We start from the raw sequence: 19,289 nt of genomic DNA on the forward strand, positions 1-19,289 counted from the left end.
CTGCCGAAGGTCCAAAGCTGGGCCATCGGAGTTGGGCCAATTAGGCTGGCGAGGTGGACATCCAGATCGAGCTGGGGGCCGGCCGTGGCCGGCGGGATGCCATCTACCGCCAGATCCGCGAGGCGATCCTCGACGGCCGCCTGCGCGACGGGGACGCCCTGCCGCCCACCCGTGAGCTGGCTCAACGGCTCGCGGTGTCGCGCAACACGGTCAGCGCCGCGTACGACCGCCTGGTCGCCGAGGGGTTCCTGGAGTCACGGGTCGGCGCGGGCACCTTCGTCGGCGCGGGCGCCCGGCGGGACGGCCGTCCGCCGGACAGCGGGCCGGCGTCGCTCACCCCGGTCCCGGTGTGGGACGACGTGCCCCGTCCGCCGGACCGGTTCCGCGAGCAGCCGTCGTTCGACTTCCGCTCCGGCGCGCCGGACGTCTCGCTGTTCCCGTTCGACACCTGGCGCCGCCTGGTCACGCAGCAGCTGCGGCGGTCGCGGCACGACGTGCTCACCTACGGCGATCCGCAGGGGCACCCCGCTCTGCGGGAGGCGATCGCGCGGCACATCGGCGTGTCGCGGGCGGTCCGGGTAACCGCGGACGACGTGCTGGTCACGAACGGATCGCAGCAAGCGGTGGATCTCGCCGCCCGGGTGCTGGTCGAACCGGGCGCCCGGGTCGCGGTCGAGGATCCCGGCTACCCGCCGCCGCGGCAGCTGTTCGCCACACTGGGTGCGCGGCCGGTCGGGGTGCCGGTGGACGACGAGGGCATCGTCGTCGACGCCATCCCCGGCGACTGCCGCCTGGTGTACGTGACGCCGTCGCACCAGTTCCCGCTCGGGGTGTCGATGTCGATGGCGCGGCGGGTGGCCCTGATCGACTGGGCCTGCCGGCACGACGCGGCGATACTGGAGGACGACTACGACACCGAGTTCCGCTACACGGGACGGCCGCTGGAACCGTTGCGCAGCTTGGATTCCAGTGGCCGGGTGCTCTACATCGGATCGTTCTCCAAGGTGCTGCTTCCCGGGCTGCGACTCGGGTTCCTCGTCGCGCCGCCGGGCTTGCGGCCTGCACTGGCGAAGGCGAAGTACCTGACGGACTGGCATTCGGCGAGCCTCACGCAGGCGGCGCTGGCGGAGTTCATGGACAGCGGCGAGTTCGCGCGGCACATCCGCCGCACGCGCCGCGAGTACGCCGCCCGGCGCGAGGTGGTGTGCCGCGTGGTCGCGCGGGAGTTCCCGGACCTGCGATTGATCCCGTCGTCGGCCGGACTCCATGTGAGTGCATTCAGCGCGACGCCGGTACGTCCGATGGTGCGAGCCGCGCGGCAGGCGGGCGTGCGGATCTACACGCTCGGTGACTTCACGGGCGTGCGGGATGCCCTGGATGGACTCGTTTTCGGCTTCGGCGCGATCCCGCGTGACCGCATCGAGCCGGGGCTGCGGGAGTTGCGGGCTTTCGCGGACAGCGACCGGGCTCTAACCTGATGTGAGCCGGGTCACGAGCAGCTTGGAGGCTGTCGATGCGGATCGCCGACTTACTGCGGAGCAAGGGGAACTGGGTGGCCACGGTGCGGCCCGAGTCGTCCATCACCGATCTGCTCGCCGGTCTGGCCGAGCACAACGTGGGCGCGATGGTCGTGGCCGGGGAGGACGGCATCGCGGGTATCGTGTCGGAACGCGATGTGGTGCGGAAGCTCAACGAGCACGGGCCTGCCCTGCTGGAGCGCCCGGTGTCGGAGATCATGACGACGGTGGTGGCGACGTGCACCCCGCGTGATTCGGTGGACGACCTGAGCGTGCTGATGACCCAGCGCCGGGTTCGGCACGTGCCCGTCGTGGAGGGCGGGCGCCTGGTCGGGATCGTCAGCATCGGCGACGTGGTGAAGAGCCGGATGGAGGAACTGGAGGCGACGCAGCAGCAACTGGCGGCCTACATCGCGCAGGGCTGAGCTCGCCGGACCGCCTTTCCCACCATCGCGGTTCACCCGGCTGAAGGCTGGGCCCACCCCTCCAGCACCCGGTCCAGATCCGCCCGGATCCGCTCCCGGGCGTCCGCGCGCGGCACGCCGTCCATGAGCAACCGGTCGTAGGCGGTGTCGAGGTGCCGCACCGAGGCGATCACCGCGAGCCGCACGGCTTCCTCGTCGAGCGCCCGCCCGGCCGCGGACCGCCCGACGCGCCCGCTGCCCCGGGTCCCCGCGTGCTCGGCGATCGACTGAGCCCGCTCGGCCGGGCAGCCCGGGTACAACCGGCGGACGACCTCGGCGAAGGCGGCCTGGAACTCGACGTCCTGCGCGGCCCGGCGGTGCGCGTCCCGTTCCCGCCGGCGGGCGCGGACGTCCTCGTCGGCGAGGCACTGCTGTTCGGCGCGTTCGAGCGCGGCTTCTTCGACGAGGATCCCTTGCCGCTCATGGCGTTTGCGCCGCCGGTTGAAGCGCAGGACCAGCACGGCGAGGGTGCTCTCCTGCTTCGCGCGGCGGGACAGCGCGGCGTTGCCCGCGGGCAGGAAGACGAGGTGGTCGAAGTCCGCGCAGGCGAGGCACAGGTGGCCGTCGCCGTCGGGCAGGTGCAGGTCCCCGGCCGCGCCACGGGTCGCGCAGCCCACGCAGGTCCAGGCGTTGCCTGCGGTGGTCACGGCGAGGTCCGGCGCCTTGTTCTGCCGTTCGGTGAGGCGGGCGCGTTGCTTGTCCGTCAGTCCCGGGGCCAGCCAATGCGTGCGGCACAGGCGATCGAGCGCGTCGTCGTCGGTGAACCGCAGGTCGCGGCGATCCCGGGTGCCCGCGACGTAAGCGCTGTCGGACGGGCTCAGCCCGTTGGCTCTGGCCCAGCTGCCCAGGCACTCCAGGGCTTCGGCGATGCGCGTGTTATCGACGGGAAGTTCCTTGGCGAGGGGGCTGAACCGCCCGCGGCGCCACTCTTCGACGCGGGCGGGATGCACCCAGCCGAGTGCGGTGAACACCTCGACGGGAGCGACGTACTTGCGCTGGGCGAGCGCGGCACCCGCCACGGAGGCGACGCGGTTGTGCAGTTTGCCGGCCATCGGCCCGGGAGTCTAATCGCGGCACCTGCGGCCACGGCGGTGGCAGTTCGGTCGGCGGGTCAGGGCAACTCGCTCACCGTCGGCCGAAGGGCGCTGATCCCGGCCGTCAGCGCGGCGCGTCCCTCGCCGAAGCTCGTTCCCAGCGGCAGTTCGGTCAGCAGCACCGCGACGTAGCGGTAGCCCGGCCCGACGAGCCCGGTCGTGTTCAGCACGACGGCCCGGCTGATCTCCATCCAGCCCTGCTTGACCGCGCGCGGCAGTCCCGGCAGGCCGTCCGGGATGCCGAAGTACTGCGGGAACCCGTCCGCGGCCGGGGTCCGGATCGCCGCCAGCCCGTCGAGGATCGGCTGCCGCGCCTCGGGCGGCACCTCGGTGGCCAGGTAGCGGTAGATCGCCACCAGGTCGTTCGGGGTCGTCCTGGTCATCTCCCACTGGTCGGAAATCCGCGGCGGCTGAGTGTTCTCCAGGTTCATCAGATCAGCCATCCGCGTGACGATCGATCCGCGTCCGCCCGAGTTCCAGAACGATTCGGCGGCGCCGTCGTCGCTGAGCGACAGCATCTCGACGATGCGCTCGCGCTGCGCGTCGCTCGGGGCGTGCCAGCCGCCGGTGTGCAGGACGTCGAGCGCCATCAGGAGCTTGACCACCGATGCCGTGTAGAACTGCCGGTCGCCGTTCGCGGAGGCCAGCAGTTCGCCGGTGGCCGTGTCGTACAGGGCGAGTCCGACGGTGGTCCCGGACACCTCGTGGGTGACCGCGCCGGTCGCGGCGGCGGCGAGACGCGTGCGCTCGTCGGCGGTCAGCGTCGAGTGCGTGGTGCTGACCGATGTGGCCGACGGTGTCGTGCTGGTCGACGGCAGCGCGCTGGGCGCCGCGACGGGCACCGAACCGGTGTCCGCCTTGCCGATGGTCAGCGAGGTGACGACCACGGCCGTGGCCACTCCCGCGCCCACCCCGGCGAGCACGACGCGCCATTTCATGCCCCGCATAACGTCCACCTAATCGGAATTGTGCCCCGCGGAGGTAACCGTACGGTAAAACCACGCGACCTCATGTCGATCTTCGTCAGGTCGGGTGGAATCTACTGTGGACCGAACGAACCGGGCCGGACACCTTACTCCACACCCCTGACAGGAATGCGCCACCGGCCCGCGCGGGCGGGAAGTTGTCCACATCGTCCTGAACCATCCACAGAATCCCGTTCTGTTTCGGGAACACTGGTTTTCTGCCCCATAGTGGTTCCATGACTTCCACGACCACCAACACCGGCACGGACGGCCGGATCACCGTCCGCATCTCCGACCCCGGCGAGCTGATCGCCGCGGTGCCGCACCTGCTGACGTACCGGCCCGGCCCGTCCGTCGTGCTGCTCAACCACGGCGGCCGGGAACGCATGATCACGCCGGTGATCCGCGCGGATCTGCCCGACGAGGCGTGCGAGCCGGACATGGCCGGTGATCTCGTGCGCGCCGTGCTCCGACATCCCGGCGCCGGGGTGACGGTCGTGATCATCGGCCGCCACCCCGGCCACCGGGCGCCGCCGGGCCGGTTGCCGCACCACGGCTTGGCCCGCCGGTTGACGTCCACGTTCGGGAACGCCGGACGCCCGGTCGATCACGCCTTGTGGGTCCCGGAGATCCGCGGCGGAGCACGGTGGCGGTGCTACCACGAAAGGTGCCTGCGAGGCGTGCTGCCGGACGACCGGGAAACCGTGCTGGCCGCCACGATGGCGACGAGTGGCCAAGTGACGTACGGCAGCCGCGAGGAGATGGCACGCCTGCTCGACCCCGACGACCCAGCCGCCATCACCCGGCGGCAACACATGCTGGACGAAGCGATCGACAACGGACTGACGAGACCGAGCCCCACTGGGCCGGCAAGCAAGGCACAGCAGCCCACGGCGGCCAGCACCGTCAAGGCGAAGCGCGGCGCCGCACTGGGTGCGTTCACCGAGGCAAAGTCGGCTGGGCCGACCGCCAAGGGCGGCGCTGCACCGGGCCGGCGCGGCGAGGCGGAGTCAGCCGAGCCCGCCGCAGGCGGCCTAGCGGGTTGGCACGCCGCGATGGGCGGTGCCGAACCGGGCTGGTGCGGCGAGGCGGAGTCAGCCGAGTCCGCCGGGGGCGGCCCAGCGGGTTGGCACGCCGCGATGGGCGGTGCCGAACCGGACTGGTTCGGCGAGGCGCAGTCGGCCGAGCACCTCGCCGTCGTCCGCGCCGCCCTGGCCCGGGCCGTCGCGGGCGACTTCGACCTGAGCGACGAGGACGTGGTGTCCCTGGCGATGGCCCTGTCCGACCTGACCGTGCGCGACCGTTGCCTCACGACGGCCGACCCGCCCGGCGACCCCCCGTCCACCGCCGCCGAACGACTGTGGCTCGAACTCGTGCGCCGCACCCCGATGCCGGAACGCGCCGAGCCGGCCGTGCTGCTCGGCTACTCGGCCTACCGCCGCGGGGACGGCGTCCTGGCCGCCCTGGCGTTCGACAACGCACTGGCCGCCCACCCCGGCCACCGCCTCGCGGAGCTCCTCCGGATCTGCCTGAGCCACCAACTCCCGCCCGACACACTCCGCCGCCTGAGCGACTGCCAGGAAGGAGGCCTCATGCCCAGCTGACCCAGCCCGCGCGCCACCGGAGGCCGGCGCGGCGCATGACGGTGGAGGGAGCGGCTCCCGCAGGTGTCCGCCCCGCAGGACCAGCAGGTGCGAGGCACCTCAACGGCCGAGCTGACTCCCGATCGGCACCGGCCGCGCAGACCAAGCCCCCGACCGGCACGGGCCGCGCCGACCACGCTCGATCGAGACCGGCCGCACCGGTCGCACCGACCAAGCTGCGATCGGTGCGGGCCGCAGTGCCAAAGCCGCGATCGGCGTGGGCCGCACCGATCAAGCTGCGATCGGCGCGGGCTGCACCGATCAAGCCGCGATCGGCACCGGCCAAGCCTCGACCGGCGCCGGCCCACCCGCCGAGAGGATCAGCCCCCGAGAGGACCAGCCCCCGAGGGGACCAGCCCCGAGGGGATCAGCCTCCGAGGGCCTTGCGCTCCTGCGTGAAGCGCCAGGCGTCGCGGACGATGCCTTCCAGGTCGGCGCGCTCGGGCTTCCAGCCGAGCTCCTCGCGGGCCCGGTCGCTGGCCGCCACCAGGATCGCGGGGTCGCCGGCGCGGCGCGGCGCCACCTCGGCCGGGATCGGGTGCCCGGTCACGGCGCGGCACGCCTCGATGACCTGGCGCACGGAGAACCCGGTGCCGTTGCCCAGGTTGTAGATCCGGTGTTCACCGGCCCGCGCGTGCGTCAGCGCGAGCAGGTGGGCGTCGGCGAGGTCGGCCACGTGGATGTAGTCGCGAACGGCCGTGCCGTCGTCGGTGGGGTAGTCCTCGCCGAAGATGCCGATGTGCGGGCGGTCCCCGGTGGCCACCTGCAGCACCAGCGGGATCAGGTGGGTCTCGGTGGTGTGCCGCTCCCCGTAGCGGCCGTACGCGCCGGCGACGTTGAAGTACCGCAGGCTCACGGCAGCCAGCCCGTGCGCCCGCGCGTAGCTGGTGATCGCGTGGTCGATGGCCAGCTTCGACGCACCGTAGGTGTTGGTCGGCATCGTGGGCGCGGTCTCCGGGATCGGGCTGCGCTCCGGCTCACCGTAGGTGGCCGCCGTGGAGGAGAAGACCAGGCGGGGCGTGCCGTGCGCGCGCATCGCGTCCAGCAGGCGAATGGAGGTGATCACGTTCCCGTGCCAGTACTTGGCCGGGTCCTGCATCGACTCGCCGACGAGGGACTTCGCCGCGAAGTGCAGCACGCCGTCGAAGCCCTCGCCGAGCAGGGACGCCGTCGCGTCGGCGGCGTCGCCCTCGACGAAACGCGCGCCGTCGGGGACGGCGTCCGCGTGGCCGGTGGACAGGTCGTCCACGACGACGACCTCGTGCCCGGCCTCCAGCAGACGGGCCGTGCAGACGCTGCCGACGTAACCGGCACCGCCCGTGACGATCAGCTTGAGGCGCGAGGAGTCGGAAGCCATGGTCTCGTCGGAAGCCTTTCTCGAGAACGAAAAGGAGGTGTCGCCAGTGTGGACCAGCAACCTGTGAGCCACGCACAGGTCCGGCCCCGCCGAATCACAGCTCGTCGCGTCCCGCACCGGGGGACGGGACCGCCACGAAGGCACGCGGCGCGCGGTAGCCCGCGCGGTCGAAGGCCTCCGTGACCGCCGCCTCCACGGTGTCCACAGCGGACTCGGGCACGAGGGCGATCGCGGTGCCGCCGAACCCGCCGCCGGTCATCCGCGCGCCCAGGGCGCCGTTGGCTTCGGCGACCTCCACGGCGAGGTCCAGTTCCGGGCAGGAGATCCGGTAGTCGTCACGCATGCTGGCGTGCGAAGCGGTCAGCAGCGGGCCGATGTCGCCGATCCGGCCGTCCCGGAGCAGCGCGACGACGTCGAGCACGCGCTGGTTCTCCGTCACGACGTGGCGGACGAGCGGGCCGAGCTCGGCGGGCAGCTGCGCGAGCGCGCCGTCCAGGTCGCCGGGGCCCACGTCCCGCAGCGCCTTGACGCCGAGCAGGTCGGCCGCGCGTTCGGTGCCCTTGCGGCGCTCGCCGTAGCCGCCCTCGCTGTGGGCGTGCTTGACGCGTGTGTCGATGGCCAGGATGCGCAGGCCCGCGGCCGCGGCGTCGAACGGCACCTGTTCCATCTCGCCGGAGCGGACGTCGAGGAACAGCACGTGACCGTCCACGCAGCACAGCGACGCGGTCTGGTCGAGCACGCCGGTCGGGGCGCCGACGAAGTCGTTCTCGGCGCGCTGAGCCCAGCGGGCGATCTCGGCGCGCCGCTCCAGGCCCGGGTCGTCTTCACCGGCCAGCCCGAGCAGGGCCAGCGCCACCGCGCACTCCAGCGCGGCGGAGGAGGACAGCCCGGCGGCGGTGGGGACGTCACCGGCCAGCACGACGTCGGCGCCGCGCTCGACGCCGTGGTCGCGCAGCACCCACGCCACCCCGGCTGGGTACGCGGCCCAGCCGTCGACACCACCGGGACGCAGATCGGGGATCGCGACGGGCTCGGCTTGCTGGATGCGCCCGTCGGAGCCGAGCGTGGACACGGTGAGGACCTGGTCGGCGCGCGGGGACGCGGCGGCGGCCAGCCGGTGCGGCAGGGCGAACGGCAGCACGAAACCGTCGTTGTAGTCGGTGTGCTCGCCGATCAGGTTGACCCGGCCCGGCGCGGACCACACCCCGGCCGGGGACCGCCCGTGCACGGACCGGAACGCCTCCGCGGCCTCGCTCGCGGAGCTCACTTGGCCTGCGCCAGAACCGCGTGCAGCACCGACATGGGCACCTGGACCGCGCCGAGCTCGCCGGTCAGCTCCGCGGTGCCGCCGCCGTCCGCGCGGCGCACCGACACGACGCTGCCGGGGGCGACTCCCGCCTTCTTCAGGTCGACCATCAGCTTCTCGTCGAGCTGGATGTGCTCGGCAAGGCGCCGGATCTCCGCCTTGCCGCCGCCGGAGCGCGCGAAGTCGTCCAGCCGCACCAGGTCGGCCTCGGCGGGCGGCGCGGGCAGCCCGCCCTCCCCGAGCTTGTCCAGACCAGGGATCGGGTTGCCGTAGGGCGAGGTGGTCGGGTGGTCGAGCAGCCGGACCAGCTTGCGCTCCACCGCCTCGCTCATGACGTGCTCCCAGTGGCAGGCCTCGGTGTGCACGTGCTCCCACTCCAGCCCGATCACGTCGAGCAGCAGTCGCTCCGCGAGGCGGTGCTTGCGCATGACGGCGATGGCGAGTTCCCGGCCGTGGTCGGTGAGCTGCAGGTGGCGGTCGTCGGCGACGCGCACCAGCCCGTCGCGTTCCATGCGGGCCACCGTCTGGCTGACTGTCGGACCGCTCTGCTGCAGCCGCTCGGCGATGCGGGCGCGCAGCGGTACGACACCTTCCTCTTCGAGCTCGAAGATGGTCTTCAAGTACATCTCTGTGGTGTCGATGAGATCGTTCACGATGTCCCCTTCGTCCGCGACAATCCATGGTAGTCGTTCCGGGCGACGGTCACCCCAGGTGACCGGGAGGATAATCCCGCTCCTCACGGCTACCATCGGACGTCATGCAGCCCGCCGTCGTCTGGGATCCCGCCCTCCTCGGTTACGACCTCGGCGGTGAGCACCCGTTCAACCCGGTCCGGCTCGACCTCACCGTGCGGCTCGCCACTGAGCTGGGGGTCCTCGACGGCGTGGAATTGCTCGTGCCCGAGCCCGCCACCGATACCGAGTTGTACCGCATCCACGCTGAGGAGTACCTGGCGGCGGTCAAGCTCGCGCCGACCGCGGGCTGGGACGTCGGCCACGGCCTCGGCACCGCCGACAACCCAGTGTTCAGCGACATGCACGACGCCTCCGCGCTGGTGGTCGGCTCGACCCTGCTCGGGGCGCGCAAGATCGCCGACGGCGAGGCGCGGCGCGCGGTGAACATCGCAGGTGGCCTCCACCACGCCATGCGCGACCACGCCGCCGGGTTCTGCGTCTACAACGACTGCGCGGTGGCCATCTCCTGGCTGCTCGACCACGGTTTCGACCGTATCGCCTACGTGGACACCGACGTCCACCACGGCGACGGCGTGCAGGCCGCCTTCTACGGCGACCCCCGTGTGCTCACGGTCTCGCTGCACCAGCACCCGTTCACACTGTGGCCGGGCACCGGGTACAGCGCCGAGACCGGGTCCGGGGAGGCCGAGGGCACGTCGGTGAACGTGCCGCTGCCGCCGGGCACCCGCGACGCCGGCTGGCTGCGTGCCTTCCACGCGGTCGTGCCGTCCCTGCTGGAGGTGTTCCGGCCGCAGATCCTGGTCACCCAGTGTGGTGTCGACTCCCACGAGGAGGACCCGCTCGCGGACCTCGCGCTCTCGGTCGACGGCCACCGGACCATCTACGCTACTCTCCGTGACCTCGCTGAGCGTCACGCCGAGGGCCGGTGGCTGGCCGTCGGCGGCGGCGGGTACCAGCTGATCCGGGTCGTGCCGCGCTCGTGGACGCACCTCATGGCGACGGTCCTCGACCGCGACGTGAAGCCCGAGACGCCGCTGCCGCCGAACTGGGTCAACACGGTCCTGCGGGCCGCGCCGAGCGCCGAACTGCCCCCGGAGATGACCGACGGCCGGGACACCACGTTCCGCTCCTGGGGGGACGGGGCGGACGATCCGGTCGACGTCGCGATCCGGGACACGCGCCGCGCGTTGTTCCCACTGCACGGCCTGGACCCGGACGACCCGAGGGACTGACCCGACCGATCCGAGGAATCGACGTGAGATGAGCAGGACCGACAAGCCCAGCGGACCGCACGACGACGAGCCCCGCGGAGCCGCACCGGCCGGCAGGCCCGTTCAGGGGGACGGCGCGCCGGGAGCGGAGAGCCCGGAGGGCGGCCTCCGCGCCGCGGCGGGTGGTGGCGAACAGGCCGCTGCCGGCCAGGATCGGGGCGCCGGCGCGGGCGGTGAGCATGCCGCTCGTGGCGGCTCGGGGTCGGGCGGCGGCGTGGGCAGTGTCGGTGGTGGGGAGGCCTCCGGTGGTGAGCGAGCGGCCGGTGGCGAGGCTCCCGGTGGTGAGCAGGCCGACGGTGGCGGCTCGGGGCTGGGCGGTGTCGATCAGGAGCAGGTGGGTGGCGCTGGCGTGGGCAGTGATCAGGGCAGTGCGGGCGGCAGCGGGGAGCAGGAGCAGCTGACCGGTGCCGGCGAGCGTGGGGGCGCGGGGCAGGCGCAGGTGGGCGGTGCCGGTGAGCGTGGGGGCGCGGGGCAGGCGCAGGTGGGCGGTGCCGGCGAAAGCGGCGGTACTGGCCGCGGTGGTGCTGGTGAGCGAAGCGGCGCCGGAGAGCGCGGCAGTGCCGGCGAGCGCGGTGCTGCCGGTGCGTCCAGCGATGCCGGCCAGGAGCCGGCCAGCAGCGGCGCCGGTCCCGGGCAGGCGGCCGGCGCGGCGGAGGGTGCGAACCGGGAGAAGCACGGGCCCCGCGATCCCTTCGACTACCCCCGCCACTGGGAGGCCGACGTTCTGCTCAGCGATGGCGGCACCGTCCACTTGCGACCCATCGTCCCGAGTGACGCCGACGCCCTCGTCGCCTTTCACGGCAAGCTTTCCGAGCGCACCCGGTACCTCCGCTACTTCGGCGCCTACCCGCGCATCCCGCAGCGGGACCTCGAACGGTTCTCCGTCGTCGACCACCACGATCGCGTGGCGTTCGTCGCCCTGCTCGGGGACGACATCATCGCCGTGGGGCGGTACGAGCGGCTCGGCGACGGGCCCTCGGCCGAGGTGGCGTTCGTCGTGGACGACGCGCACCAGGGGCGCGGCGTCGGGTCGATCCTGCTGGAGCACCTGGCCGCCGCCGCGTCCGAGAGCGGCCTGCGCCGGTTCGTCGCCGAGGTCCTCGCCGAGAACGCGGCCATGGTGCGCGTCTTCCGCGACGCCGGCTACCAGGTGAGCCGCGCCATCGAGGAGGGCGTGCTGCACCTGGAGTTCGACATCGACCCGACCGAGGAGTCCCTCGCCGTCGCCCGCGCACGCGAACAGGCCGCCGAGGCGCGCAGCGTCTACAACCTCCTCCACCCGCGCTCCGTCGCGGTCATCGGCGCCTCGGCCGACCCCACGAAGGTCGGCTACTCGGTCCTGTCCAACCTGCTCGCCGCGGACTTCGCGGGCACCGTCTACCCGGTCAACCCGGAGCACCGCTCGGTGCGCGGCGTGCGTGCGTATCCGTCCGTTGTGGACATTCCGGACCCGGTCGACCTCGCCGTCGTCGCGGTGCCCGCGGACCAGGTCGAGTCCGTGTTGGACGGTGCGCTCGCCAAGGGCGTCAAGACCTTGCTGATCGTCACCGCCGGTTTCGGCGAAGCCGGCCCGCACGGGCTGCACGCCGAGCTGCGCCTCGTCGGCGAAGCACGCGCGCACGGCATGCGCGTGGTCGGCCCCAACGCCCTCGGTGTGCTCAACACCGATCCGGCGGTCCGGCTCAACGCCACCCTCGCCCCGCGCCTGCCCAAACGTGGCCGCGCCGGCTTCTTCTGCCAGTCCGGCGCCCTGGGCACCGCGATCCTCGCCGACGCCGAAGCACGCGGCCTCGGCCTGTCGACGTTCGTGTCCGCGGGCAACCGCGCCGACGTCTCCGGCAACGACCTGCTGCAGTACTGGGAGACCGACACCAGCACCGACCTCGTCCTGCTCTACCTCGAATCGTTCGGCAACCCGCGCAAGTTCGCGCGCCTCGCGCGGCGGCTCGGGCGCAGCAAGCCGATCGTCGCGGTGAAGTCCGGGCGGCACGCCGTTCGCCCGCAGCTGGCCGCGACGTCCGCCGAGGTCGACGAGTCGAGCGTGCAGGCCCTGTTCGAGCAGGCCGGTGTGGTGCGGGTGGAGACGCTGGCGCAGCTGTTCGACACCGCGCTCGTGTTCGCCCACCAGCCGCTGCCCGCCGGTCCGCGGATCGGGATCGTCGGCAACTCCAGCGCGATCGGCCTGCTCGCCGCCGACACGGCCCGCGCGCAGGGCCTGCGCCTGGCGTTCGACCCCGTGGACGTCGGGCCGCAGGCCGGTCCGGACGACTTCGCCGCGGCGGTGCGGGAGGCGCTGAACAACCCGGAGACCGACGCGCTGGTCGCGGTGTTCGTGCCGCCGCTGTCGATCCCGGGCAGCACGTACGCGCGGGCGCTGCGCGAGGCGGCCCAGGAGCTTGACCAGGGCAAACCGATCGTGTCGACGTTCCTCGCCGCCGAGGGCGTGCCGGACGAGCTGGCCGTGCCCGGCCCGGACGGCGCACCGGGACGCGGGTCGATCCCGTCGTACCCCAGCCCGGAGCGCGCGGTGAACGCGCTGGCGAAGGTCGTGCGGTACGCGGCGTGGCGGCAGCGGCCGCAGGGCACGCTGATCCGCCCCGACGGCCTGCACGTCGAGCAGGCGGAGCAGGTCGTGCGGGAGATCCTGGCAGGCGGCGACAAGAACGTGGTGCTCGAGGACGCCGACATCGTGCGGCTGCTCGGGTGCTACGGCATCGACGTCGTGCCGTTCCGGATGGTGTCGAGCGCCGAGGCCGCGGTCCAGGCCGCGGAGGAGCTCGGCTACCCGGTGACGGTGAAGGCAGTGGACGAACGCCTGCGCGGACGGCCGGACCTCGCGGGCGTGCGGCTGGACCTGGCGTCGCCCGACGCGGTGCGGCGCGGGTACGAGGACCTGAGCGAGGTGTCCGGCGAGCGGGACGTCTACGTGCAGAAGATGGCGCCGAAGGGCATCTCGTGCCTGATCGGGCTGCAGGACGACCCGTCGTTCGGCAGCCTGGTGTCGTTCGGGTTGTCCGGGCTGGTGAGCACGCTGCTGGGGGACCGGGCGTACCGGGCGGTGCCGCTGACCGACGTGGACGCCGCGACGCTCATCCGCGAGCCGAAGAGCGCCCCGCTGCTGACCGGCTACCGGGGCGACGAGCCCGCGGACCTCGCGGCGCTCCAGGACATGGTGCTGAGGGTGGCGGCGCTGGCGGAGGACCACCCGGAGGTGCGGGCGCTGACGCTGGACCCGGTGATGGCCTCGCCGGAAGGTGCTTTCGTCGCCAACGCGCGCATCGTGCTCGGCCCGCCGCCCGCCCGGCCGGACACCGGGCCACGAAGGCTGCGCCCGATCAACGCGACGTTCTGACCTGCTGCGGTGGTGGCCGGAGCCGGTAGGGGCGGGCGGCCGTGGGCCGGTGGCAGGGGTGGTGGCTGGTGCCGGTGCATTGCCCTGAGGCGCGGCCGAGGGGCGCGGCGGAGGGCTGCGCTGGGTTGGGAGATCGCGCCCGGATGGGTGTGCTGCTGCGGGCGGTGCCGGGCCGAGCGCGTTGGCCGGGAGGGCCTTGGCCGGAGTAGGGGTTGGGGGCGGGCATTGCGCCGCTTCCGTGACTGGGCGCCCGGAGTGGCGTGGCTACTCCGCGGCCTTGAGGATCGGGCGCAGGTCGTCCAGGCGGTCGAACAGGTGCCAGACGTAGGAGGACGTCCCGTTTTCCCGGTGGGGGTGGAGGTCGGCCAGCGCGGGGTCGTCGCGGTAGCTCTCGAATGCCTCCGGGGAGTCCCACTCGACCAGGATCATCACCTGGCGCGGGGCGATGTCCCCGGTCGCGGCCTCGCGGAACTTGCCCAGTGCCACGACCCGGCCGCCGTGGGCGGCGACTTCCGCGGCCGACCGGCGCGAGTACGCCAGGTACTCCGCGCGGTCGGCGACGTCGAACAGGTTCAGCGCGTACACCTTGCCCATGCCGGCCACTCTACGGCCGCGCCGCCACCACGCCAGGGCTCGCGGAGTCAGCGCTACGGCCGCGCAGCCACCACGGCTCACGGGCAGCTCCACGGCCGCGCCACCACACCACGGCTCGCGGTGTCGGCGCTACGGCCGCACCGCCAACACCGACCGGCTTCCGGGGTACTCCGTCAGTGTCCACAGCTGGTCGGCCGGCCCGCGGTAGCTCAGGTCCTCGTTGTCGGCCGGGAAGACGCCTGCCTTCTGCGTGGGCCCGGACGACGCCGTGAACGTCCACAGCGAGCCCCGGCTGCCCGAACCCGCGCTGGCGGACACGTAGAACGTCCCGTCGATCGCTGTCGCGCCTTGCATGCTCTTGATGCCCACCCGGTAGGCCTCCGTGGCGTGCGTGTAGCCGTCGGCGGACTCGGCGAACTTGCGGTCCGTGTAGTCGATCGGGAAGCGCACCACCCGCGTGCCCGTGCCGTCCGCGTTGTACTCCGGCACCACCACGCTGTCCGGCGTGCTCGTCCGGTCCAGCGACGCCGCCGAGAACCGCAGCTCGGTCACGCCACTGGCCGCCGAGTCGGCGAAGCGCAGCGCCTGCGGCAGCACGTACGCGTAGTCGTGCGCCTCGTACGTGCCGTCCGCCTGCCGTCCGATCGCCGCGCTGTCGCCGGTCCGCACCTGCCAGATGTGCCGCAGGTCGAAGGCCCGGAACCCGCCCGAGGTGTCGGCCACGTACAGGTAGTACCCGTACAGGAAGATCCCGCCCGCGTGCACGGTCACCGCCCGGAAGTCCGGTTGCCCGGCCGAATTCGTGTACGGCTCGACCAGCAGCACGTGCCGGTACTTCAGAGTCGAGTAGTCCACGAACGAGACTCGCACGCCCTTGTTCGCCCCGGAACCGGCGTAGTACCAGCTCGCCAGCACCGCCGTGCGGCCCTCGTACAGCCCGTCCCCGTAGGCGTCGGCCGTCGTGGTGATGCCCTGCGGGTACCAGTCGGTCGTGTCGTTGTCGCCGGAGTTCCAGCAGAACGCCGCCACCTGGCCCGTCGCGCCCGGGTTGCACGACGACGCGCTGCGGTTGGCGCTGTCCAGCACCGCGGAGAACGACACCGTCGGCAGCACCCCGTCCAGTGCGCTGATCACCGGGTTGTAAGCGCTTTCCTTCAGCCGGAAGTCGCTCGCGGTCAGCTTGACCGGGGCGGCGTTCGCGACCGGGGTGACGAAGACGGTCAGAAGGACGGCCAGGACCGCGGCGAACCTGCGCATCAGCCCACCGTAGGCACCGCAGGTGTCGGCGAGTAGACGCTTTCCTTGCCACGACGCGACCACACCGGATCGGAACACCGCATCCCCTCCGCCGCCAGCCGCCGTTTCACGATCTTGTACGTGGCTGTCCGCGGGAGTTCGTTGACAAGGCGCACGAACCGTGGCAGCTGCTTCGGCCCGAGGTCCGGTTGCGCGGCCAGGAACTCCCCGAACTCCTCGGGCGACAGCGGACCTGACAGCACCAGCGCGGCCATCACCTGGTCGCCCACCGCCGGATCCGGCACCGCGTACACCGCCGCCTCGGCGATCGCCGGGTGCCGCAGCAGGACCCGCTCGATGGGCGCGGTGCCGAGGTTCTCGCCGTCGACCCGCAGCCAGTCCCCGAGCCGCCCGGCGAAGAAGCAGAACCCGTTCTCGTCCACGTACGCCAGGTCGCCGGTGTGGTACCGGCCGTCCCGGAGCCGCTCGGCGTCCGCCTCGGGGTTCTTGTAGTAGCCCGCGAACGCCCCCGCACCGGCGGTGTTCACCAGCTCCCCGACCACGCCGGGCGGGCACACCGCGCCGGTCTCCGGGTCCAGCACCGCGACCCCCTCCGGCAACGGCCCCAGCGACCCCGGTGGCGTGTCCGGCGTCCGCGCGAACCCGATCCCGCCCTCGGTCGAGCCGAACGCGTCCACCACGTGGCAGCCGAACCGGCGCCCGAACTCGGCCAGGTCCGCCTCCGCGCCCTCGTTGCCGTACACGACCCGCAGCGGGTTGTCCGCGTCGTCCGGCGACTCGGGCGTCGCCAGCACGTAGGACAGCGGCTTGCCCACGTAGTTCGCGTAGGTGGCGCCGAACCGCCGCACGTCGGGCAGGAAACCGGACGCCGAGAACCGCCGCCGCATCGCCAGCGCCGCGCCCGCGGCGAGCCCGACCGACCACCCGGCCATGATCGCGTTGGAGTGGAACATCGGCATCGACAGGTACACGCAGTCCGAACCGGACAGTCCGAAGCGGGCGGCCAGCATCTGCCCGGGGAAGGCGATCTTCTCGTGCGTGCACCGCACCGCCTTCGGGTCGCCGCTGGTGCCGGAGGTGAAGATGAGCATTAGCAGGTCCGCGGGCGTCGCGGGCACCGGGGACAGCGGCGAGCCCGCGCAGGAATCCAGCAACGCGGCCCACTCCGGCCCGTCCAGGTCCAGCACCGGCACGTCCACGCTGTCCAGCAACGCCGCGTGCCGCCCCTCGGTCAGCACCAGCTGGCAGTCGGCGAGCCGGATGTCCCGCTCCAGCGCCGCGCCCCGGCGCGTCGGGTTCAGCCCGACCAGCACCGACCCCGCGAACGCGCACCCGCCGAGCAGGAACGAGAACGACGGCACGTTGTCCGCCAGCACACCCACGTGCTTCACCGGCCCGGTCAGCAACGAACGCAGCACCGCCGCGTGGTCGGCGCACTGCTGCACGTACTCCCGCCAGGTCCACGCCGAGTCCTCGAACCGCAGGCCCGGGCCGTCGTCCGCGGCACGCGCCAGCAGCATCTCGGTGACCGTCATGACGTCGCGAGCAGGTCGCCCAGCACCCGCAGCTGCGCGGTCGCCCCGCCGAGGGCGAACTCCAGCCGCTTGGCCGCCACGAAGTAACGGTGCAACTCGTGGTCGGTGTCGATGCCGACCCCGCCGTGGACGTGGACGGCGGTGTGCGCGACGCGGTGCCCGGCCTCGGCCGCCCAGTACTTCGCCGTCGCGACCTCCGGCCCCGCGGGCAGCCCCTCCGACAGGCGCCACGCGGCTTGCCACAGCGTCAGCCGCACGGCTTCGACGTCGATATAGGCGTCCGCGAGCCGCTGCCGCACCGCCTGGAAGGCGCCGATCGCGTGCCCGAACTGCTCGCGCTGGCGCGCGTACTCCGCGGTGCGGTGCAACGCGCTCTCCAGCACACCAAGCTGCTGCGCGCACAACCCGACCGTGGCGTGCTCGACCACGGACACCTCCGGCAACCGCGAAGCCGGGACCCCGTTCAGCTCGACCAGCCCGGCGTCGGCGTGGTCCACCACGCTCTGCGGCCGCACCCCGTCCGCGGCGGCCACGAACACCGCCGTCCCCTCGGGCGTGTGCGCGGGCACGACCAGCGCGTCGGCGAACGCGGCGAACGGCACCGCCGTCTGCGCGCCCGAGACCCGCCAGCCCCCGCGGTCCGGTTCCGCCGTGAAACCGCACGGCGCGCCCGCGTCCGGCAGCGCCAGCCCCAGCACCGCCTGACCACGCACCGCCGGCACGACCCACTGCTCGATCAGCCGCCCGTCTCCGGACCCGGCGATCGCGGACGCGGCCACCACGGTCGGCAGGTACGGCACCTCGGCGACCGCACGGCCGACCTCGGTCAGCACCGCGCACTGCCCGAGCAGCCCGAGGCCGCCGCCCCCGACCGCAGTGGGCAGCGCCGCGTCGATCACCCCGGCCCGCGCCAGCTCCTGCCACACCGCGCGGTCGAACCCGCCCTCGCCGTGCGGGCTCGCCGAAGCGCGCTCGGACAGGATGCGGCCGGCGAGCGCGGCCAGTTCGGTGACGTCCGCACTCAACGCGAAGTCCACGGGTTCCTCCTCAGCGGGTCACGGGCAGGGACAGGGCGGTCGCCGCGATCAGGTCGCGCTGGATCTCGTTCGTGCCGCCGCCGAAGGTCAGGATCAGCGCCGAGCGGTGGGCGCGTTCGAGCCGTCCGCGCAGCACGGCGCCGGGGGAGCCGGCACGCACCACCGCGCCCGGCCCGACGACCTCCATCAGCAGCCGGTACGCCTCGATCGCCAGCTCGGTGCCGAACACCTTCGTCGCCGAGGCCTCCGCCGCGCCCAGCTCGTCCGAACCCGCGGCCCAGGCGATCCGCCAGTTGCGCAGCTTGAGGTACTCGGCGTGGGCGTGCACGCGGGCCAGGTGCGTCCGGACCCACTCGGCGTCGATGACCCGGCTGCCGTCCGGCTGCTTGGTCTCCTGCGCCCACCTGCGCACCTCGTCCAGCGCGGAGATGATCGGCGCGGCCGAGGTCAGCGCCACGCGCTCGTGGTTGAGCTGGTTGGTGATGAGCGGCCAGCCCGCGTTCTCGTCGGCGATCCGGGCGGACACCGGCACGCGCACGTCGTCGTAGTAGGTCGCGCTCGTGCCCGGCCCGGCGACGGTGCGCACCTTCGTCCAGGAGAAGCCGGGCGCGTCGGTCGGCACCACCAGGATGCTCAGCCCCTTGTGCCGTTTCGCGTCCGGATCGGTGCGCGCGGCCAGCCACACGTAGTCGGCGTACTCGATCAGGCTCGTCCACATCTTCTGGCCGTTGACGACGTAGGAGTCGCCGTCCCGGACCGCGCGGGTGCGCAGCGACGCCAGGTCGGTGCCCGCCTCCGGCTCCGAGTAGCCGATCGAGAAGTGCAGCTCGCCGCGGGCGATGCGGGGCAGGTAGAACGCCTTCTGCTCCGGCGTGCCGAACCGCATGATCGTGGGCCCGATCGTGTTGACCGTCAGGAACGGCACCGGCACCCCGGCCACGGCCGCCTCGTCGGTGAAGACGAGCTGGTCGAGCATGGGCCTGGCCTGCCCGCCCCACTCCTCCGGCCACCCGATCGCGAGCCAGCCGTCCCGGCCCAGCTCGCGAACGATCTCCTTGTAGGCCTTGCCATCCCCGTACTCGCCGCCGTCCCCGGCCAGCGCCTCGCGCCGCTCCGGGGTCATCAGCTTCGCGAAGTAGTCGCGCAGCTCGTCGCGCAGCCGGTCCTGCTCGGGCGTGTAGCTGATCCGCATGCGTCACCTC

15 protein-coding genes are annotated in these 19,289 nt (G+C 72.9%); 5 read left to right on the top strand and 10 right to left on the bottom strand.

What is annotated here, in order from left to right; translation table 11 throughout:
* Positions 1 to 53: 53 nt before the first annotated feature.
* Together pdxR and L2C96_RS19395 are read left to right on the top strand one after the other, a co-directional pair.
* A complete protein-coding gene (pdxR, locus tag L2C96_RS19390; protein WP_020421080.1) occupies positions 54 to 1,478 on the top strand; it encodes a MocR-like pyridoxine biosynthesis transcription factor PdxR in 1,425 nt (474 codons plus the stop codon).
* A 35-nt stretch (positions 1,479 to 1,513) separates the two neighbouring features.
* Entirely contained in the window at positions 1,514 to 1,942 is a 429-nt protein-coding gene (locus tag L2C96_RS19395) for a CBS domain-containing protein (RefSeq protein WP_237337245.1), read from the top strand.
* A gap of 32 nt (positions 1,943 to 1,974) precedes the next feature.
* Here the strand turns inward: L2C96_RS19395 and L2C96_RS19400 are convergent, their stop codons facing one another.
* Together L2C96_RS19400 and L2C96_RS19405 are read right to left on the bottom strand one after the other, a co-directional pair.
* Complete coding sequence (locus L2C96_RS19400) at positions 1,975 to 3,033, bottom strand: DUF2293 domain-containing protein (protein ID WP_237337246.1); 1,059 nt, start codon at positions 3,031 to 3,033, stop codon at positions 1,975 to 1,977.
* A 59-nt stretch (positions 3,034 to 3,092) separates the two neighbouring features.
* On the bottom strand, positions 3,093 to 4,022 hold the full coding sequence (locus tag L2C96_RS19405; protein ID WP_237337247.1) for a serine hydrolase: 930 nt from the start codon (positions 4,020 to 4,022) through the stop codon (positions 3,093 to 3,095).
* 254 nt (positions 4,023 to 4,276) lie between these two features.
* Between L2C96_RS19405 and L2C96_RS19410 the strand changes: the two genes are divergently transcribed.
* On the top strand, positions 4,277 to 5,644 hold the full coding sequence (locus tag L2C96_RS19410) for a DUF4192 domain-containing protein (RefSeq protein WP_237337248.1): 1,368 nt from the start codon (positions 4,277 to 4,279) through the stop codon (positions 5,642 to 5,644).
* Between the two features lie 406 nt (positions 5,645 to 6,050).
* On the opposite strand, the gene galE is transcribed toward L2C96_RS19410, so the two are convergent.
* The 3 genes from galE to L2C96_RS19425 form a co-directional block, all read right to left on the bottom strand.
* The gene (gene galE, locus L2C96_RS19415) at positions 6,051 to 7,040 is read right to left on the bottom strand and encodes a UDP-glucose 4-epimerase GalE (RefSeq protein ID WP_020421074.1); all 990 of its coding nucleotides are present in this window, start codon (positions 7,038 to 7,040) and stop codon (positions 6,051 to 6,053) included.
* A gap of 94 nt (positions 7,041 to 7,134) precedes the next feature.
* Positions 7,135 to 8,307, bottom strand: coding sequence for a galactokinase (galK, locus tag L2C96_RS19420; protein WP_237337249.1), 1,173 nt, complete (start codon positions 8,305 to 8,307; stop codon positions 7,135 to 7,137).
* A complete protein-coding gene (locus L2C96_RS19425) occupies positions 8,304 to 8,999 on the bottom strand; it encodes an iron-dependent transcriptional repressor DtxR (protein WP_020421072.1) in 696 nt (231 codons plus the stop codon). Before L2C96_RS19425 ends, galK begins: the two co-directional genes overlap by 4 nt.
* 104 nt (positions 9,000 to 9,103) lie before the next feature.
* Here L2C96_RS19425 and L2C96_RS19430 point away from each other — a divergent pair, with 104 nt between their 5' ends.
* Together L2C96_RS19430 and L2C96_RS19435 are read left to right on the top strand one after the other, a co-directional pair.
* Positions 9,104 to 10,273 carry an acetoin utilization protein AcuC gene (locus L2C96_RS19430; RefSeq protein WP_020421071.1) on the top strand — a complete coding sequence of 390 codons (1,170 nt, stop codon included), beginning with the start codon at positions 9,104 to 9,106 and terminating at the stop codon, positions 10,271 to 10,273.
* Positions 10,274 to 11,036: 763 nt separating this feature from the next.
* Complete coding sequence (locus L2C96_RS19435) at positions 11,037 to 13,664, top strand: bifunctional acetate--CoA ligase family protein/GNAT family N-acetyltransferase (RefSeq protein WP_237337290.1); 2,628 nt, start codon at positions 11,037 to 11,039, stop codon at positions 13,662 to 13,664.
* 264 nt (positions 13,665 to 13,928) lie between these two features.
* Here L2C96_RS19435 and L2C96_RS19440 read toward each other — a convergent pair whose 3' ends face one another.
* The 5 genes from L2C96_RS19440 to L2C96_RS19460 all read right to left on the bottom strand — a co-directional run bounded on the left by L2C96_RS19440 (position 13,929) and on the right by L2C96_RS19460 (position 19,279).
* The gene (locus L2C96_RS19440) at positions 13,929 to 14,258 is read right to left on the bottom strand and encodes a DUF1330 domain-containing protein (RefSeq protein ID WP_020421069.1); all 330 of its coding nucleotides are present in this window, start codon (positions 14,256 to 14,258) and stop codon (positions 13,929 to 13,931) included.
* A 129-nt stretch (positions 14,259 to 14,387) separates the two neighbouring features.
* Positions 14,388 to 15,515, bottom strand: a complete 1,128-nt coding sequence (locus tag L2C96_RS19445) for a hypothetical protein (protein ID WP_237337250.1) — start codon at positions 15,513 to 15,515, stop codon at positions 14,388 to 14,390.
* Complete coding sequence (locus tag L2C96_RS19450) at positions 15,515 to 17,050, bottom strand: long-chain-fatty-acid--CoA ligase (protein WP_237337251.1); 1,536 nt, start codon at positions 17,048 to 17,050, stop codon at positions 15,515 to 15,517. Before L2C96_RS19450 ends, L2C96_RS19445 begins: the two co-directional genes overlap by 1 nt.
* Positions 17,047 to 18,087: an acyl-CoA dehydrogenase family protein gene (locus L2C96_RS19455; RefSeq protein WP_237337252.1), complete on the bottom strand. Its 1,041-nt coding sequence runs from the start codon at positions 18,085 to 18,087 to the stop codon at positions 17,047 to 17,049. Before L2C96_RS19455 ends, L2C96_RS19450 begins: the two co-directional genes overlap by 4 nt.
* A gap of 10 nt (positions 18,088 to 18,097) precedes the next feature.
* Entirely contained in the window at positions 18,098 to 19,279 is a 1,182-nt protein-coding gene (locus tag L2C96_RS19460) for an acyl-CoA dehydrogenase family protein (protein WP_237337253.1), read from the bottom strand.
* Positions 19,280 to 19,289: the final 10 nt, after the last annotated feature.

The sequence above is a fragment of the Amycolatopsis tucumanensis genome, assembly GCF_021654135.1.
GTDB classification, from domain to species: Bacteria; Actinomycetota; Actinomycetes; order Mycobacteriales; family Pseudonocardiaceae; genus Amycolatopsis_E; species Amycolatopsis_E tucumanensis.

Bases quoted from the DNA above. Each gene is read 5' to 3' on its own strand.
- L2C96_RS19395 (WP_237337245.1), top strand. From the start codon at position 1,514: ATGCGGATCGCCGACTTACTGCGGAGCAAGGGGAACTGGGTGGCCACG.
- L2C96_RS19400 (WP_237337246.1), bottom strand. From the start codon at position 3,033: ATGGCCGGCAAACTGCACAACCGCGTCGCCTCCGTGGCGGGTGCCGCG.
- L2C96_RS19405 (WP_237337247.1), bottom strand. From the start codon at position 4,022: ATGCGGGGCATGAAATGGCGCGTCGTGCTCGCCGGGGTGGGCGCGGGA.
- L2C96_RS19410 (WP_237337248.1), top strand. From the start codon at position 4,277: ATGACTTCCACGACCACCAACACCGGCACGGACGGCCGGATCACCGTC.
- galE (WP_020421074.1), bottom strand. From the start codon at position 7,040: ATGGCTTCCGACTCCTCGCGCCTCAAGCTGATCGTCACGGGCGGTGCC.
- L2C96_RS19430 (WP_020421071.1), top strand. From the start codon at position 9,104: ATGCAGCCCGCCGTCGTCTGGGATCCCGCCCTCCTCGGTTACGACCTC.
- L2C96_RS19440 (WP_020421069.1), bottom strand. From the start codon at position 14,258: ATGGGCAAGGTGTACGCGCTGAACCTGTTCGACGTCGCCGACCGCGCG.
- L2C96_RS19445 (WP_237337250.1), bottom strand. From the start codon at position 15,515: ATGCGCAGGTTCGCCGCGGTCCTGGCCGTCCTTCTGACCGTCTTCGTC.
- L2C96_RS19450 (WP_237337251.1), bottom strand. From the start codon at position 17,050: ATGACGGTCACCGAGATGCTGCTGGCGCGTGCCGCGGACGACGGCCCG.
- L2C96_RS19460 (WP_237337253.1), bottom strand. From the start codon at position 19,279: ATGCGGATCAGCTACACGCCCGAGCAGGACCGGCTGCGCGACGAGCTG.